The organism is Paenibacillus sp. plas6 (genome assembly GCF_057221655.1).
On the sequence record NZ_CM170151.1, the window covers coordinates 130,789 to 146,761 of the forward strand.

A 15,973-nucleotide genomic window follows, 5' to 3' on the forward strand; every position below is an offset into this window, starting at 1 on the left:
CTCTCCGACTTAATTAAAACTAATTGACACCTGCATAAGAATGCAGACCTGCTACTAATAGGTTAACACCAACAAGTGTAAACAATACGATAATAAATCCGATTACAGCTAGCCAAGCTGAAGGTTTGCCATGCCAGCCGCGCGATAAACGGAAGTGCAAGTAAGCACTATAATAAAGCCAAGTAATGAGCGCCCATACTTCTTTCGGATCCCAGCCCCAGAAGCGACCCCACGCCTTCTCTGCCCAGATCATTGCAAAAATTAGTCCACCTAATGTGAAGATTGGAAAGCCAATAACAATCGCTCGATAACTAATTTCATCTAAATCATCTGGATCAATTCCTTTAAGTGCAGGCTGAATTGCTGCACCAAGCGGCTTTCTAATGATTAAACGAATAATTCCATAAATGATTAGACCAACAATAATTGACCATACCACTGTATTAAGCTTTCGTCCAGAGTAAACGCCATTAAACCATGATGGTGTTTCAAACAATCCATCCTTCATACCTAAAAACGGTGTTACCTCAACCGTTTCACTATTATATGGCTTGAAAATTGGCGGCATTGTGTACTCAACCGTAGATACAGATGTTGATAGTTCGCCTAATTCCGATACAGCAACATTTTCCTGATTGAATGTTGCTGTGTAACCCATCCCTTTAAAACCAAAGGCTGCCACAATAAACCCGATAACAATAATGATTGAAATTAACGTAAATTCTAGCCAACGGCTTGCACGTTTACCTAGCTTACTTTTATCACTGTAATCAACGATTTGAAGCAAATACATTAGCCCCGCTGCAAAACCAACAGCGAAAAAAGCTTCCCCTAACGCAGCCATCGTTACATGGATTTTTAACCAATGTGATTGCAGCGAAGGAATTAACGGCTGCACTTCACTAGGAAATACGGAAGCATAAGCAATTACGATAATCGTTAACGGCAGGGCAAACAAGCCTAACAACGGTTTTCTATAAATAACGAAGATGATCGTATATGCAATCATAATGGTCAAGCTTAGCAACGTAATAAACTCGTATAAATTACTTGTAGGAATTTGACCACTGCCAATCCAACGTGCAAAGAAATACAATAGATGGGCAACTAGCCCCAAGGTTGAAGTAGCAAACGCTATTTTTCCCCAACGAGCTTCATGAAGCTTAGGATCTCGCTTGCTCCATTTTTTCCCTGCCAATGTAACCATATAAAATACTGTGGCAATAACATAGATAAAAAATGCAGCACCAAGGCTAGAACTACTCAATTGTAACCAATTCATCCTTTATGTCCTCCATTGTCTAGACTTTTAGGGTCAAGCTCAATGCCACATTGCTTCAGGGCATAAGCTACGTCCGCTCTCAAGCCATACCAGTTTTTATTTGTGTGTGCACCGAGCGTTAATTGCCCATCGTCAATACGCAGCCATATTCTACGATGCTGCCAATAGGTTCCCATAATAAGGCCTAGCATACTGAAAAATGCACCAATCCATAAATATTTAACTGCTTTATCTATGCGAACATTTAAGTAGGTCGTAGCTGCTGAAAAATCAATATTTTCCATACCCTCTACACGAATATCTATTTTTTTAGCAAGCTCGCGATTAATGACATCCTGAGAAAAGCGAACCTTATCTTTTTCTAATGGGAAGTACATAAACACCTCACCATTCTCTGCAAGACCAGGACCTTTAATATTAAAGATAAACGCTGGGGCATTAGGATTATTGGATAATGTTATTGGCTCGCCTTCACTATTAATGGAAAAGTCCATATATTTGCTTAACAGCTCCAGCTTATAAGGGCCAACTTCATAATTTAGCTCAGGCTCCACCATTTTAAGATGAAAAGGACCAAAGCTTTCGCCTGTTTCAAGATTAATAATCATCGGTGAAACAGCATTTAATCGAGGAGTTAAATTATAGTCAAATTGATAAAGCTTCAATTCCTTGTATCGTAATGGCGAATTCACCAAAATGGAATGTCTATGTACTTCTTCTAATGTCGGTCTAGTTGTATCATCATTACAGTTATTTGTACACTCATACAAAATAACATCCGTTTGATATGTCTTAACGCGACCGCTATCCTTCATCTCTTGCGGAAGTTCTTCATTATTATACAGCTCTATTGAAAAGCCTTCACTTTTTACATAATAATTTGTACCAACAATCGGTACTGTATCTCCATCAGCAATACTAATATATTTATCGACATTCCAACCAGGAATGCTGCGAGCTAGCAGCACAAGTAAAAAGAGAATTAAACCGATATGGTTGATATATGGTCCCCAGCGGCTAAAGCGATTTTTTTCCGCTAACAGAGCTGTGCCAGATTGATCGATCGTCACCTTATATCTTTTTTTACGCAAAGCTTCACCATATTTAGCAGTCCATTCAATCGGCTCTTCTTTCAAAACGCCACTGTAGGTTGCTTTTTGCCGTTTTAAAAAAGAATGATGCTTGCGAATTTGTTGCTTACTAAGCGCTCGATATAGTGGCAATACGCGGTCAATACTACAAATTACCAGCGATGTGCCGATCATTACAAGTAAGGTAATAAACCACCAGCTTGAGTAAGTGTTATGCAAACCTAGCAAGTAGTATAGTTTACCTGAAAAGCCGTACTTCTCCTCGTAATAGACACTAGGATCAAAAGTGTTCGATAAAAAAGTAGATGCTTGCGGATAAATTGTTCCTAGCATCGCACCAATGAATGTAATAACGATCAAATAGATTGCCACTTTAACAGAAGAGAAAAAGTTCCATACTTTATCTAAAAAGTCGGGATTGGCTTTCTGTGATCGTCGTGCTACACCATCATAACGCATCTCTAATGGTTCATTACTTTCTAGTAGTTCTTTATCTAACGGTTTACCACACGATTCACATAACACAGTACCAACAGCATTTTGATGCCCACATTCACACTTCGTATTAACTGGTAATAACACAAACTACCCTCCTCAAGCCTTTCATACATTTCATTAAGTTGAGTGTTAAAACTAATTTTTTGCATGAAAAGCAGTGCATAAGCATAAGCTATTATTGAACGATTTGCTGAATATGCTCTTGTATTTGTGACTCCGTCATTTCTCCAACAAATACAGAGGAAAGCGTCCCGTCACGGTTAACAAAAAACGTCGTCGGGTACGAGCGAAGGCTGTATCGTTTTTCTGTCTTGCGATCTACATCGCGTAGTATGGTATAAGTAACACCGAGCTTTTTTACGTAATTCGATACTGTAATTGTATCTTCGCTTAAATTAATTCCTAAAATTTCTACTCCTTGATCCTTCCATTGCTCATACTGTCTTTCAAAAGAAGGCATTTCTCTTATACATGGCTCACAAAATGTTCCCCAAAAGTTTATGATAACTGGCTTACCTAAGTAATCTTCTAAAGCAACAGGCTCACCTTGTAAATTTGCTAAGCGAAATTGCGGAACATGTTCACCCTTTTTTACTATTCCACCTTCGTCTGCAGTAAAGGTTTGGATAATTGCATAGCCACCGAGTAAAAGTGCTAGCAATAATACAACAACCTGCACCTTTTTTCGATATTTACCCATTATGTATCACACCTTATTAAGTTTGTGACATACTAAGCCCAATTTAATTATAACGAAAATTCGACGGCATCATATGCCGTCGTTTCTTCTTATTTTTGAACTTTATGTGACTTGCGAGCTTCATTGCGCAACATGTTCACTTCTTGTTCAGTTAAATGACGAAATTTTCCTCGCGGCAATCCTTCTAAAGTAAGCTCGCCAAATCTTACACGCTTTAAACGTATAACTTTATGTCCAATTGAATCAAACATACGACGAACTTGGCGATTTCTGCCTTCATGAATCGTAATACGAATCGTGGCTTCATTTTTATCCATATCAACATCATGATACTCAACTTCTGCAGGAGAAGTCATTCCGTCCTCCAGCATGACACCATTTTGCAATTTTTCCAAAGCAGTTCCATGCGGTATTCCATTTACGGTAGCCAAATACGTTTTTGGTACATGATGCTTAGGATGAGTTAGCAAATTTGCAAACTCCCCATCATTTGTTAACAAAAGTAAGCCTTCTGTATCATAATCCAAGCGTCCAACCGGATAAACCCGCTCTTTAATTCCCGGCAAAAAGTCAGCGACAACTTTTCTTCCTTGCGGGTCCTTGGCACTTGTAATAACGCCTTTAGGCTTGTTTAACATCACATAAACTTTCTTTTCACTTCGTATTGGACGTCCGTTTACTGTAATCACATCAACATTAGGGTCTGCCTTTGTCCCTAACGTTGTTACAGGCTCACCATTTACTTCAACCGCTCCCGATAAAATTAACTCCTCGCATTTGCGTCGAGAAGCAACACCTGCTTGAGCTAATATTTTTTGCAATCGTTCCAAGTTTGTTCACCTCATCTACCATCATAACGATTAGAAACGAAAAGCACAAGCTTCACTAGTTAAATACGATCATACAGATGACAATAGCAGCGATAAAACCTACAAAATCCGAGAATAAACCTACTTTTAGCGCATATTTAGAATTGCGAATTGCTACTGCTCCAAAATAAACCGTTAGCACATACAGTGTTGTGTCAGTGCTGCCTTGAATCGTCGAGGCAATTCTGCCAATCATCGAGTCAGGACCATAAGTTGCAATTAGATCTGCAGTAAAAGCTAGTGATCCAGCACCTGTAATCGGACGTAAAATCCCTAGCGGGAATACTTCACTAGGAACTCCTAGCCAATCAAATATCGGCTTAACTAATGCAAGCATCGCTTCCATAGCACCTGAAGCGCGAAACATGCTTATTGCCACCATCATCCCTACTAAATGAGGAATAATGCCAATCGCCGTATCAAAGCCATCTTTAGCTCCATCAACAAACAACTCATACACTGGCTGTTTTTTGCGCACTAATGCATAAAGAGGTATAAAAACAAGGATTGCAGGAATCATATAGGCCGATATTTGCGACAAAAAATTAACCATGCGCCTCACCTCCTAGCCTTGGCAAGTCAGTTATATCGTTTGTATTAGGAGGAAGCGGCTTTTTATGTTTTTTAGATTGATTTCGATATGTAATTGGAACTGGAGGTCCTTTATCCCGATTGCGATACCAGCGATCAGCTACGATTGCAGCTCCTGTGGCAATAAAGGTAGCTGCAAGCGTCGTTCCAATAATTTCAGCAGGGTTGGCAGAGTTATAATTCATACGTATTGCAATTAACGTCGTAGGAACGAGCGTAATGCTCGACGTATTTAAGGCAAGCAGCGTACACATCGCTGGCGTTGCTGTATGTTTGTCTGGATTAAGAGTTTGCAGCTCCTGCATCGCTTTAATCCCCATCGGTGTAGCAGCATTGCCTAAGCCAAACATATTGGCACTTAAGTTGCTCATAATATATCCTAATGCGGGATGATTTTTTGGAATATCCGGAAACAGCCATCTTACGGCAGGATAAAGGAAGCGAGAGAGCTTATCCAGCAAGCCCGCTTCCTCAGCTATTTTCATCATTCCTAACCAAAACACCATAATGCTAATTAAACCGAAGCTTATTGTAACTCCTGATTTTGCCCCATCAAACGCAGCTTGTGTTATGGCATCAATATTACCGTTAATAATGCCAAAAATAACACTAATGACTATAAAAAATAACCAAATCCAATTAACCATCGTCATGCCTCCCCCTACATGATCGTATCTGTTCTGTATATTGCAGTAAGCAATTGAATTTATTGCAGCCATTCCTTGAGCGTGTTGTACAATGAGCTATACCAATGGTTTTGTTTCGTAAATTGGGCAAAGCTTGCTTCTGCCGATCGTTCGTTTAGCTTAATTCGCGGACTGCCCTTTTCATATAATGGAATAGAGCCAATTGGCACTCCATCGAGATAATAGTTCATTCTGCCACGCTCACCGAGTGAATAATGAATACTGTTCGCATCCACTAAGGAAACTTCAGCCTTAATCTTTTCTAGTTCTTCTTGTTCAAGCGGATAACGGAAATTTGTCCCATAAACAAGCTGACTTCCAGGCACCCGCTCTTCTGCCTCCGCTAAATTTGATAATGGGAAATGTTTAAAGCCCCAATTCAGCAAATTGCGATGATCACGCCAATCATCCCCATCATTTAATGTAACCACTGCAAGCTGCTGTCCATTGCGCGTCGCAGAACTAACTAGACAACGAAGTGCCTGCTTCGTATAACCGGTTTTAACCCCGTCCGCTCCTTCATACATAAACAGCATTTTATTTTTGTTACGCCATGAATAATTCCATTTTTCATATGGATTAGGAGCTTGTTTATATTTTGTTTTCACGATTTCCGCAAAAATTTTATTTTTTAGCGCATAGGCAGTTAATTTCGCTAAATCATTGGCAGAAGAATAATGCCCTTCCTCATCTAAGCCGTGCGGATTGCGAAACTGGGTATGCTTTAAGCCAAGCTCTTCCGCCTTTTGGTTCATTAAGTACACAAAGCCTGCCTCTGATCCTCCAACATGCTCAGCAATTGCGGTAGCTGCATCATTTCCTGAGCGAAGCATTAAGCCATACAATAAATTAGATAGCGTCATCTCCTCGCCAACCTTAAGATAGATGGATGAGCCTTCCTTTCCTGCCGCACGTCGAGAAACTTTCACCTTATCCTCAAGCCGCCCATGCTCAATTGCTACTATTGCCGTCATAATTTTTGTTAAGCTTGCGATTTTCGTCTCTACATCACCATTTCTGCTATACAATATTCGCCCAGATTGTACGTCAATAACGGCTGAAGCATAGGCATTTGTTCCAATATCTGGCGCTGAGTATACAGTTGGTGTGCCAGTCGCAGTGAAAATGATAAACGCAACAATAATTAAACTAATCCATCTCCTTAATTGCTTGTTCATTGATGTCCTCCTAACTCTTAGTTGTCTATTCGTAGTATATGCAGAGGCTTGTCATTGTAGACGAGCAATCCTAACATTCCTGAATCTGCTTAGATTAGTAAAAAAAGATGATCAAAAGGCCATATATGACGCTCTGATCATCTTAGGGAAAACTTATTGTATACAATTCGTTTGCTTTTACGCTTCTAGATTGGTTTACTCTTTCATCAATAATACGGTTTGTTTGCCTTATCCAAGTTATTGGACTGTACCATTGCCATTATGATTAAAGCTCATTACACTTGCCTGCATTCCGCTGTCGCTGCTTGCTTCTGCTGATGTGTTTGAACGAGAGGAGCCAGTAAATGCAGACGTCACTTTTTCAATTATGGCTGGTGCAGTATCAATGACTTTATCAAGCAGATGTGTTTGATTATCAAGTGGAACTACTTTTATTCCCTGCATCCCAACTACAAGAAAGGCGATTGGAGTGATGGATACACCACCGCCGCTTCCTCCGCCAAACGGCAACTGGCGATTTACCGATGCTCCTTGCTCGTGATGCTCATGCTCATCATGATTCATACGCAGCTCGCTGCCACCCGCAACAAAGCCTACACCAACACGTGAGATTGGTAAAATTGTATCACCACTTGGCGTATGAATTGGGTCACCAACAATTGTATTAATGCCGAGCATATCTTTAATTTGACTTAAGCTTACACCGACCAAGCCTTCGATTTGATTGGTTGACATCTTTTCTCCTCCTCGATAAGAAATTTAGGTCGTCTCCATGCAGTTGTATTGTTTCCAATACAGGCAGGTTGTATGTACCCTTCTCTCGTTACACCCTAGACACCAATGTCTTCCATAGCCGTAGGCTTTTGCGAAATTGTGTAAAATGAAACAGCAGATAAAAGCTTGCTACAATTAATGAACCGAGCTTAAGCTTCAACGTACAAGACCATTCCGTAATAAACACTTTATGTTGAAATTGAGGCTGAATCACTACATCAGGAGCATTCATTACCTTCATAAAGCGTGATATTCGTCCAAAGATAAGCCCTTTAATTGACCATAGCGCGCCGCAGCTTAACGCGGCAGACATCGCCTCTCCAGTGCCAACAACGGAATGCCAGCGCCAATTTAATAATTCTACCTTATACAAAAGATTGCGAAACCAAACCTTAAACTCTTTAATCATATCAAGCATATCAAGAATAAGTTCAAAATTTGAAATCGCTTCGTCCACTTCAAATTCGTGTGTTGTATCAGAACCATCTGACTTTTTTACCCGAAAGCCAATTCCTTTTGTGTTTAATTGCAATGATGGCATTTTTAGTGAAAATGAAACAAGTCCATATAACGCTGTAATCGTCATTTTCATTGCATCGTCTTCGTTTTTACGACGCACAAAAAACTTTAATTCTACTTTAGATAAAGAGAGAACAATAATGACGACAATAAAAAAAAGACCGATCCATAATAGCCAATAACTTGCAAGCATGCTCAATCTCCTCCTTAAGGATAAGCTAAGCAAAATTGCCATATGTGACTATAGTATGAACCAGTCTTATGTACATTATGAATATGATAATAATTGCATTAATCTTGTCTATGTTATTCTCTTACTTCGTCAATCGTCATTTGCCGTCCTTCAAAACGCTCGAATAGAAGCTGTGTTTGCTGATCCAGCTCTTCATCGTCCAGTGAAACCACTTTAGGCTCTGGCAAATCTTTAATCGACGCAAGTCCGAAGCTGTCTAGAAATGTTTTCGTCGTACCATAAAGAATCGGGCGGCCGATCGCATCTGCTCTGCCCACTTCTTCAATCAAATCTTTAGCGACAAGGGTATGAATCGCTCGTTCACATTTAACGCCACGAATTTCCTCAATCTCAACACGCGTAATTGGTTGCTTATAGGCAATTATCGAAAGCGTCTCTAAAGCTGCCTGTGAAAGCTGAGAACGTGTTGGTGTATAGGCCATTTTTTCAAAATAAGCCGCATGATCAGGATTTGTTGTTAAGCGAAATGCACCAGCAATAATACCGATTTGGACACCTCGTCCATCACGCTCTAGATCACGCTGCAGGTCAAGCACTAGCTCCTCAGCATAATCTCCGTCAATTGACATAATATCGGCAAGCTGACGCTTCGTTAACCCTTCCTCACCCGCCATAAACAGCAGTCCCTCAATAATCGACTTCAATTTCTGAAATTCCATCTACAGCCCCTTCTCCTCTCCACTGTATGACAATATCGTCGAAAAGTCCGTGCTGATAACAACGGATATGTTTCATCTTCATCAGCTCAAGAATAGACAAAAACGTAACGACGATCTCATGCTTTGCCATATGATCACGAATCAGCTTGGAGAAACGTACCGTTTCAAACTGTCGCAGCACTTCAACAATATCACGAATTCGATCCTTCACTGAAATTTCATCACGCTGCACAGTGGCGATAATATCTCTGCGATTAGCACGCTTTATCGCTTTTTGATAAGCAGCTACAATATCTGCAAGGGACACCCCTTGCAAAGGATTAATTGGCTGCTCTTTCATATATGCACTCATATCCTCAGGTTCCTTGGAATATACAAGGGAGCGCTGAAATTCTTTTTCCTTTAGTTCCTCAGCAATTTGTTTAAACTTGCGATATTCGATTAGCTTTTGAATTAGCTCCTCACGCAGGTCAGGTCCTTCATCAACCCATTCCTCGAAATCATGGTCTTCAAATACAGGAGGCTTCGGTAATAACTGCTGACTCTTAATGCTAAGCAGCGTTGCTGCCATTACCAAAAATTCGCTCGTAATATCTAGCTCTAATTCCTTCATCGCATGCAAATAATCCATATATTGTGTTGTTATTTCACTAATGGATATTTCATGTATGTCGATCTCGGCTCGATCAATTAAGTGAAGCAATAAATCGAGTGGACCTTCGAAAGAATCCAGCTTGTAATGTACAGACACTTTTCAACCCCCTGTTGCTCTCCATAACTTAGGACAACTAATTCTCACTAATGTAAACCGAACTTAGCTTACTATGCTTTTAGAGCTTTCGTCAAGTTCGCCATTTCAATTGCTGTAACAGCCGCCTCATAGCCTTTATTTCCTGCTTTCGTACCAGCTCGTTCAATTGCTTGTTCGATTGAATCAACAGTTAACACACCGAAAATCGTTGGCACGCCAGTTTTTAAGCCAACCGCAGCTACACCTTTAGCTGCTTCATTGCACACATAGTCAAAGTGTGGAGTAGCACCGCGAATAACAGCACCAAGTGTAATCACGGCATCATACTTTCCGCTTTCGGCCATTTTTTGCGCGATTAATGGAATTTCAAATGCGCCTGGCACCCAAGCTACCTCAACTTCATTATCCTCCGCACCATGACGCTTAAAGGCATCTAATGCACCTGCAAGCAGCTTGCTAGAAATAAATTCGTTAAAACGACCAACTACAACTCCATATTTTAGACCTTGTGAAATTAAATTGCCCTCATAAACGAATGCCATAATAAATACTCTCCCTTTATTTTAATAATTATTTTCTGCAAAATCATTAATTTTCTATCAATATTAGAATTTTAACAGATGTCCAAGTTTTTCGTGCTTCGTATGCAAATATTTTTCATTATGTTTGTTATGCTTTAATTGGATTGGAACTCGTTCCACTACTTCTAATCCGTAGCCCTCTAACCCTTTAATTTTACGCGGGTTATTCGTAAGCAGACGAATTTGCTTAACACCTAAATCCTTCAAAATTTGCGCACCGATTCCATATTCGCGCAAATCAGCAGGGAAGCCTAACTTAACGTTCGCTTCAACGGTATCATAACCTTCCTCTTGCAGCACATAAGCTTTTAATTTATTAATTAAGCCTATGCCGCGACCTTCTTGACGCATATAGAGCAATATTCCACTGCCCTCTTGCTCAATTCGCTCCAAAGCTGCTGCAAGCTGTGGACCGCAATCGCAGCGATGAGAATGAAATACATCTCCAGTTAAGCATTCGGAATGCACGCGAAGTAATACTGGTTTACTGGAATCAATTTCACCTTTAACTAAAGCAACATGCTCCTTGCCATCAATAACATTAGTATAAGCAACGATTCGGAAATCACCATAGTCAGTAGGCAATTTGCAGGATACTTCACGATTAACTAGCTTTTCCGTATGGCTGCGATAAGAAATTAAATCTTTAATTGTAATTAATTTTAAGCCATGTTGTTTTTTAAACTGAATCAAATCATCAAGTCGCGCCATTGTGCCATCTTCCTTAATAATTTCGCAAATGACTGCGGCTGGCTTTGCGCCTGCAAGTTTCGCAAGGTCAATTCCTGCTTCCGTATGACCAGCGCGTTGCAATACTCCGCCTTTTTTCGCAATTAAAGGAAAGATGTGACCAGGTCTGCGAAAATGTTGTGCTTTCGCTTCATCATCAATAAGTGCTTGAACTGTCATTGCACGCTCTGCAGCTGAAATACCAGTTGTTGTCGTAATATGGTCAACTGATACAGTAAACGCTGTTCCGTGATAATCGGTATTATGATTTACCATTGGCGGCAAATCTAGCTGCATTGCACGTTCCTCAGTAATTGGCGCACATACTAATCCGCGACCTTCTTTAATCATAAAGTTGATTGTATCTGCTGTGGCATATTGCGCCAGCGCAACTAAATCTCCTTCATTTTCCCGATCCTCATCATCAACAACGATAACAACTTTTCCTTGTTTTAAATCAACAATTGCATCTTCGATACTGTCAAATGGGTTATTCTCTGCTCCAATTCCATTATTCTCTCTCTCTGACATTTTCATTGTCCTCCCTTCGGGTCACTTACATAAAGCCGTGCTCTTGTAAAAAAGCTGCGGACAGCTTAGATGGCTGCTTTTTGGAGTCTCCTCGTTCCGTACCGACTCCGGCAAAGCCCAACAAATGCTCAACATATTTACCGATAATATCACACTCAATATTAACGACATCACCAGCTTTTCGATATTGCAATGCGGTTTGCGCTAAAGTATGAGGGATGATTGAAACAGAAACAAATTTTTCCATTACAGCAACGACGGTTAAGCTAATGCCGTCGATGGTAATAGAGCCTTTAGGAATGATATAGCGCAGCTGCTGCTCATCTTCAAGCTCTAAAGTGTAAACAACTGCATTGCCATCCACATAACTATCTTTAACTGTCGCTAATCCATCGACATGCCCTTGTACAATATGCCCACCAAAACGTGAGCCTATTTCCATCGCCCGCTCCAGATTAACCATTGCACCTTTGCTTAAATGAGATAAAGAGCTGCGTCGATATGTTTCAGGCATAATATCTGCTGTAAAGCTATCTTGATTGTATGAGGTAACTGTTAGGCACACACCGTTAACAGCAATACTATCTCCTAGCTTTACCCCATCAAGCACCTTTTTAGCCGCTACTGTAAGCTGCATTGCTTCTCCTTTGCTTCTTACTTGGCTTACCTTGCCGACTTCCTCCACTAAACCTGTAAACATATAGCTTCTTCTCCTCTCCAATTCATGCTATTGCTTGCCTCTCCGATAACGCGGATAACCGATTACCCGTATATCTTCTCCAACAAGCGATACCTCAACCTCCTCTAAGCTAAAAGCCTCCTCCATCTTCGCCACCCCTTCCATATCGAAGAGGGATGGGGAGGAGCTGCCGCCAACAAATTTCATTCCATAATAAAGAATGATTTTATTAATTAATCCTGCCTCCAGCATCGCACCATTTAATTTTCCTCCACCTTCAAGCAAGATCGAGCTAATCTCATGCTCGCCAAGCCAAGCCATTGCCGCAGATAAATCTACTTTGTCACCTTCGCCGCAGCGAACGACAGTTGCACCTGCCTCCTCTAGCAGTGCCTGCTTTTCGCGGCTGGCATCATTTGTTGTGAAAATGATTGCCTTTGAGTTGCTTAGTTTAAGCGCCCTTGCACTTTCTGGTGTACGGAGCTTAGCATCAACGATAATCGGAACAGGTTGTTTTGCAGCAACCTCTAACCTTGTCGTTAATGAAGGATCATCGGCTAATAACGTATTTACTCCTACCATGATCCCTTGGTACTGATGCCGCAGCGCATGTACCTCTGCTCGAGCAGCCGGTCCGCTAATCCATTGCGAACTTCCAGTTTTTGTCGCTAGTCGTCCATCTAGCGTAACTGCTGACTTTAATGTAACGAACGGACGCTTTGTTGTAATATAGTGATTAAATTTTTCATTTAATTTTGTTGCTTTTTCTTGTAAAACACCAACAACAACTTCAATTCCTGCCTTCTCTAAAAGAGCTACTCCGCTGCCAGCTACAAGTGGATTAGGATCCAGTGTAGCTATTACGGCACGTTTTATCCCTTTTTCGATTAACAAATTTGCACAAGGCGGTGTTTTACCAAAATGACTGCATGGTTCCAATGTGACATAAGCGGTTGCGCCCTCTGCTTTTTCGCCTGCCATTTTAATAGCCTGCACCTCCGCATGACCTTCGCCACGCTGCAGATGTGCGCCCATACCAACAATACTGCCATCTTTCGTAATTACACAGCCGACGACTGGATTAATTCCTGTTTGACCGATAGTTTTACTCGCCATTGAAATCGCTAAATCCATGTAGTATTCATCATTTATAACTTCAATCAAAACAAAAACCCCCGAAACGACAAACTGCCATTCGGGGGGAGATTGATTAATTTCGACAGCAAATAAACATGCTTGCTCTCATTTGTTAGAGTCGCTACCATGATTCTTGTGAAATTCTGCACATATAAAATGCAAAATAGATTCGTGTCCTCACTTTTTAATAATGAGAGCACAATGTCGAAAGTTCTCCTTCTCCCATCCAGACTTTACTGTCGGTTCTAGACTTGCACTAGATCAGCCAATTTATATACCACATATAAATTGGGTCACGGACTTACGAGACAGGAGCAACACTCAACTTTCTCGATCACCGCCGGTTGGGAATTTCACCCGACCCCGAAGGAGCTTGCTTTGTATTATTAACTTATTAATCATTGTTAGATGAATTCATACTCGAATATTACCATTATTCCGAAGCAAAATCAAGGCGCCAGCTATAACTTTATCTCAGCTGTTTTCTGTTGCTTTCTTTAACACACCATTGTAACCAAGCTACATATGAGCATTGTACTTAAAAAGGCTTAGCTAACTTGCAAATACAAGTGTTGCTAAGCCTTCCATATACAAGACTGTCCTAATCAAAAATGGCTGTTTACGCGTTTTCTACTAAACCTCGTAAACTTCAACAGATTCCATTTTCGAGCCATTGGAAAGAGCATCAACAAATTCCATGCCTTTCACAACTTTACCAAAGACAGTATGATGTCCATCAAGATGTGGTTGTGGTTGGTAGCAAATATAGAACTGGCTACCGCCTGTGTTACGACCAGCATGTGCCATCGCAAGCGATCCACGCTCATGTTTATTAGGATTAATTTCACAGTTAATTGTGTAACCAGGACCACCAGTACCTGTGCCGTAAGGGCATCCGCCTTGAGCAACAAAACCAGGGATTACACGGTGGAAAATTAATCCGTTATAGAATCCGCTATTAGCAAGCTTTTCAAAGTTTGCAACTGTGTTTGGTGCATCTTGTTCAAATAGGTCTAGAATAACCTCGCCACCTGCTGCAAGTTTAATTTTCGCTTGTTTTGCCATGATTTACATCTACCTTTCTTCATTTAGATAACAATACGTTACCAATTTCCTGCTTATTTCGCAAGTGAAGATTTTTGTAGACGCTCAGGAATTAGATCATTGCATACAATATTTTCAAGAGATTCGCGCTGTACAACTAGATCAGCTTGACCATCTTTAACAAATACAACTGCTGGACGACGAATGCGGTTATAGTTACTTGCCATTGCATAGTTGTATGCACCAGTACAGAATACTGCTAGCAAATCACCTTTTTTAGCTTCAGGAAGCTTCAAATCCCAAATAAGCATATCGCCGCTTTCACAGCATTTACCTGCAATCGATACAACTTCAGTAGCTTCTTCATTTGCACGATTTGCTAGAATTGCTTCGTATTTAGATTGATACAATGCAGGACGAGGATTGTCAGTCATACCGCCGTCTACTGCTAAATATTTACGAATTCCAGGAATATTTTTACTTGTTCCTACAGTATATAGTGTAGTACCAGCGTCGCCTACCATACTGCGGCCTGGTTCTACCCAAATTTCTGGCCAAGGATAATCAGCAGCCGTAAAGTTTGTTTTAATTGCATCAGCAATTGCATGAACATATTCTGCAATCGGAAGCGGTGTATCTCCCTCAACATAGCGAATACCGAAGCCGCCGCCAACATTAATGACAGAGAATAGAATACCAAACTCATCGCGTACACTTACGGCAAATTGAGTAACTTTTTCTACTGCCATACGGAAGCCTTCAACTTCAAAAATTTGTGAACCGATATGTGAATGTACACCTAAAAGTTTAAGATTTGAAAGCTTGCTCGCTTGAATAATCGCTTCACGAGCAGAACCGTTGCCTAAGTCGAAACCAAATTTAGAGTCTTGTTGACCAGTGGAAATATAATCATGTGTATGCGCTTCAACGCCTGGCGTAATGCGAAGCAATACATTAACTACTTTATTTTTGTTTGCTGCCAGCTCATTTAATGTATGAAGCTCAATAAAGTTATCAACTACGAAGCAGCCAATGCCAACTTCTAATGCCATATTAATTTCTTCTTCAGTTTTATTATTGCCATGGAAATGAATACGCTCAGCAGGGAAACCAGCTTGGATCGCTGTATACAATTCCCCATCAGATACAACATCCAAGGATAAGTTTTCTTGTTCTGCAAGCACACACATTGCTTTTACAGAAAATGCTTTACTTGCATAAGCTACTTGAAACTTTAATCCTGTAGCTTGAAATGCATTTACATATTCACGTGCGCGTTGACGAACTAGCGCCTCGTCAACAATATATAGCGGCGTACCAAATTGCGCTGCTAGATCAGCAACATCTACTCCGCCGATTTCTAAATGGCCTTTATCATTAATTTTACTCGTTCCGTGTAGATACATAGTTCCCCTCATCTT

17 protein-coding genes and 1 riboswitch are annotated in these 15,973 nt (G+C 40.6%); all 17 genes read right to left on the reverse strand.

Going from position 1 to position 15,973, the window contains the following annotated elements:
- Positions 1-19: 19 nt before the first annotated feature.
- The 17 genes from ccsB to lysA all read right to left on the reverse strand — a co-directional run bounded on the left by ccsB (position 20) and on the right by lysA (position 15,958).
- On the reverse strand, positions 20-1,282 hold the full coding sequence (gene ccsB / locus AC2TDL_RS00620; protein ID WP_484698037.1) for a c-type cytochrome biogenesis protein CcsB: 1,263 nt from the start codon (positions 1,280-1,282) through the stop codon (positions 20-22).
- Positions 1,279-2,955: a cytochrome c biogenesis protein ResB gene (gene resB / locus AC2TDL_RS00625; RefSeq protein ID WP_484698039.1), complete on the reverse strand. Its 1,677-nt coding sequence runs from the start codon at positions 2,953-2,955 to the stop codon at positions 1,279-1,281. Before resB ends, ccsB begins: the two co-directional genes overlap by 4 nt.
- Before the next feature lie 91 nt (positions 2,956-3,046).
- On the reverse strand, positions 3,047-3,571 hold the full coding sequence (locus AC2TDL_RS00630) for a redoxin domain-containing protein (protein WP_484698040.1): 525 nt from the start codon (positions 3,569-3,571) through the stop codon (positions 3,047-3,049).
- Between the two features lie 89 nt (positions 3,572-3,660).
- Positions 3,661-4,401 (reverse strand): pseudouridine synthase, encoded by a 741-nt coding sequence (locus AC2TDL_RS00635; protein WP_484698042.1) that lies wholly within the window; start codon positions 4,399-4,401, stop codon positions 3,661-3,663.
- 55 nt (positions 4,402-4,456) lie between these two features.
- Complete coding sequence (locus AC2TDL_RS00640) at positions 4,457-4,993, reverse strand: spore maturation protein (protein ID WP_484698043.1); 537 nt, start codon at positions 4,991-4,993, stop codon at positions 4,457-4,459.
- Positions 4,986-5,678, reverse strand: a complete 693-nt coding sequence (locus AC2TDL_RS00645) for a nucleoside recognition domain-containing protein (RefSeq protein ID WP_484698044.1) — start codon at positions 5,676-5,678, stop codon at positions 4,986-4,988. The genes AC2TDL_RS00640 and AC2TDL_RS00645 overlap by 8 nt, the downstream gene beginning before the upstream one ends.
- A gap of 59 nt (positions 5,679-5,737) precedes the next feature.
- Positions 5,738-6,895, reverse strand: a complete 1,158-nt coding sequence (locus AC2TDL_RS00650) for a D-alanyl-D-alanine carboxypeptidase family protein (protein WP_484698045.1) — start codon at positions 6,893-6,895, stop codon at positions 5,738-5,740.
- Between the two features lie 237 nt (positions 6,896-7,132).
- On the reverse strand, positions 7,133-7,630 hold the full coding sequence (gene ytfJ / locus AC2TDL_RS00655; RefSeq protein WP_484698048.1) for a GerW family sporulation protein: 498 nt from the start codon (positions 7,628-7,630) through the stop codon (positions 7,133-7,135).
- An 88-nt stretch (positions 7,631-7,718) separates the two neighbouring features.
- Entirely contained in the window at positions 7,719-8,381 is a 663-nt protein-coding gene (locus tag AC2TDL_RS00660) for a DUF2953 domain-containing protein (protein WP_484698049.1), read from the reverse strand.
- A gap of 113 nt (positions 8,382-8,494) precedes the next feature.
- On the reverse strand, positions 8,495-9,100 hold the full coding sequence (gene scpB, locus AC2TDL_RS00665) for an SMC-Scp complex subunit ScpB (protein ID WP_484698050.1): 606 nt from the start codon (positions 9,098-9,100) through the stop codon (positions 8,495-8,497).
- Positions 9,069-9,851, reverse strand: coding sequence for a segregation and condensation protein A (locus AC2TDL_RS00670; RefSeq protein WP_484698051.1), 783 nt, complete (start codon positions 9,849-9,851; stop codon positions 9,069-9,071). The genes scpB and AC2TDL_RS00670 overlap by 32 nt, the downstream gene beginning before the upstream one ends.
- 71 nt (positions 9,852-9,922) lie before the next feature.
- The gene (gene ribH, locus AC2TDL_RS00675) at positions 9,923-10,393 is read right to left on the reverse strand and encodes a 6,7-dimethyl-8-ribityllumazine synthase (RefSeq protein WP_484698052.1); all 471 of its coding nucleotides are present in this window, start codon (positions 10,391-10,393) and stop codon (positions 9,923-9,925) included.
- A gap of 63 nt (positions 10,394-10,456) precedes the next feature.
- The gene (locus AC2TDL_RS00680) at positions 10,457-11,692 is read right to left on the reverse strand and encodes a bifunctional 3,4-dihydroxy-2-butanone-4-phosphate synthase/GTP cyclohydrolase II (protein WP_484698053.1); all 1,236 of its coding nucleotides are present in this window, start codon (positions 11,690-11,692) and stop codon (positions 10,457-10,459) included.
- A 25-nt stretch (positions 11,693-11,717) separates the two neighbouring features.
- The gene (ribE, locus tag AC2TDL_RS00685; protein ID WP_484698055.1) at positions 11,718-12,392 is read right to left on the reverse strand and encodes a riboflavin synthase; all 675 of its coding nucleotides are present in this window, start codon (positions 12,390-12,392) and stop codon (positions 11,718-11,720) included.
- Between the two features lie 27 nt (positions 12,393-12,419).
- Positions 12,420-13,535: a bifunctional diaminohydroxyphosphoribosylaminopyrimidine deaminase/5-amino-6-(5-phosphoribosylamino)uracil reductase RibD gene (gene ribD, locus AC2TDL_RS00690; protein ID WP_484698056.1), complete on the reverse strand. Its 1,116-nt coding sequence runs from the start codon at positions 13,533-13,535 to the stop codon at positions 12,420-12,422.
- 183 nt (positions 13,536-13,718) lie between these two features.
- Positions 13,719-13,883, reverse strand: a riboswitch (FMN riboswitch).
- A 258-nt stretch (positions 13,884-14,141) separates the two neighbouring features.
- Positions 14,142-14,573, reverse strand: a complete 432-nt coding sequence (locus tag AC2TDL_RS00695) for a peptidylprolyl isomerase (protein WP_484698057.1) — start codon at positions 14,571-14,573, stop codon at positions 14,142-14,144.
- Between the two features lie 53 nt (positions 14,574-14,626).
- Positions 14,627-15,958 carry a diaminopimelate decarboxylase gene (gene lysA / locus AC2TDL_RS00700; RefSeq protein ID WP_484698059.1) on the reverse strand — a complete coding sequence of 444 codons (1,332 nt, stop codon included), beginning with the start codon at positions 15,956-15,958 and terminating at the stop codon, positions 14,627-14,629.
- Positions 15,959-15,973: the final 15 nt, after the last annotated feature.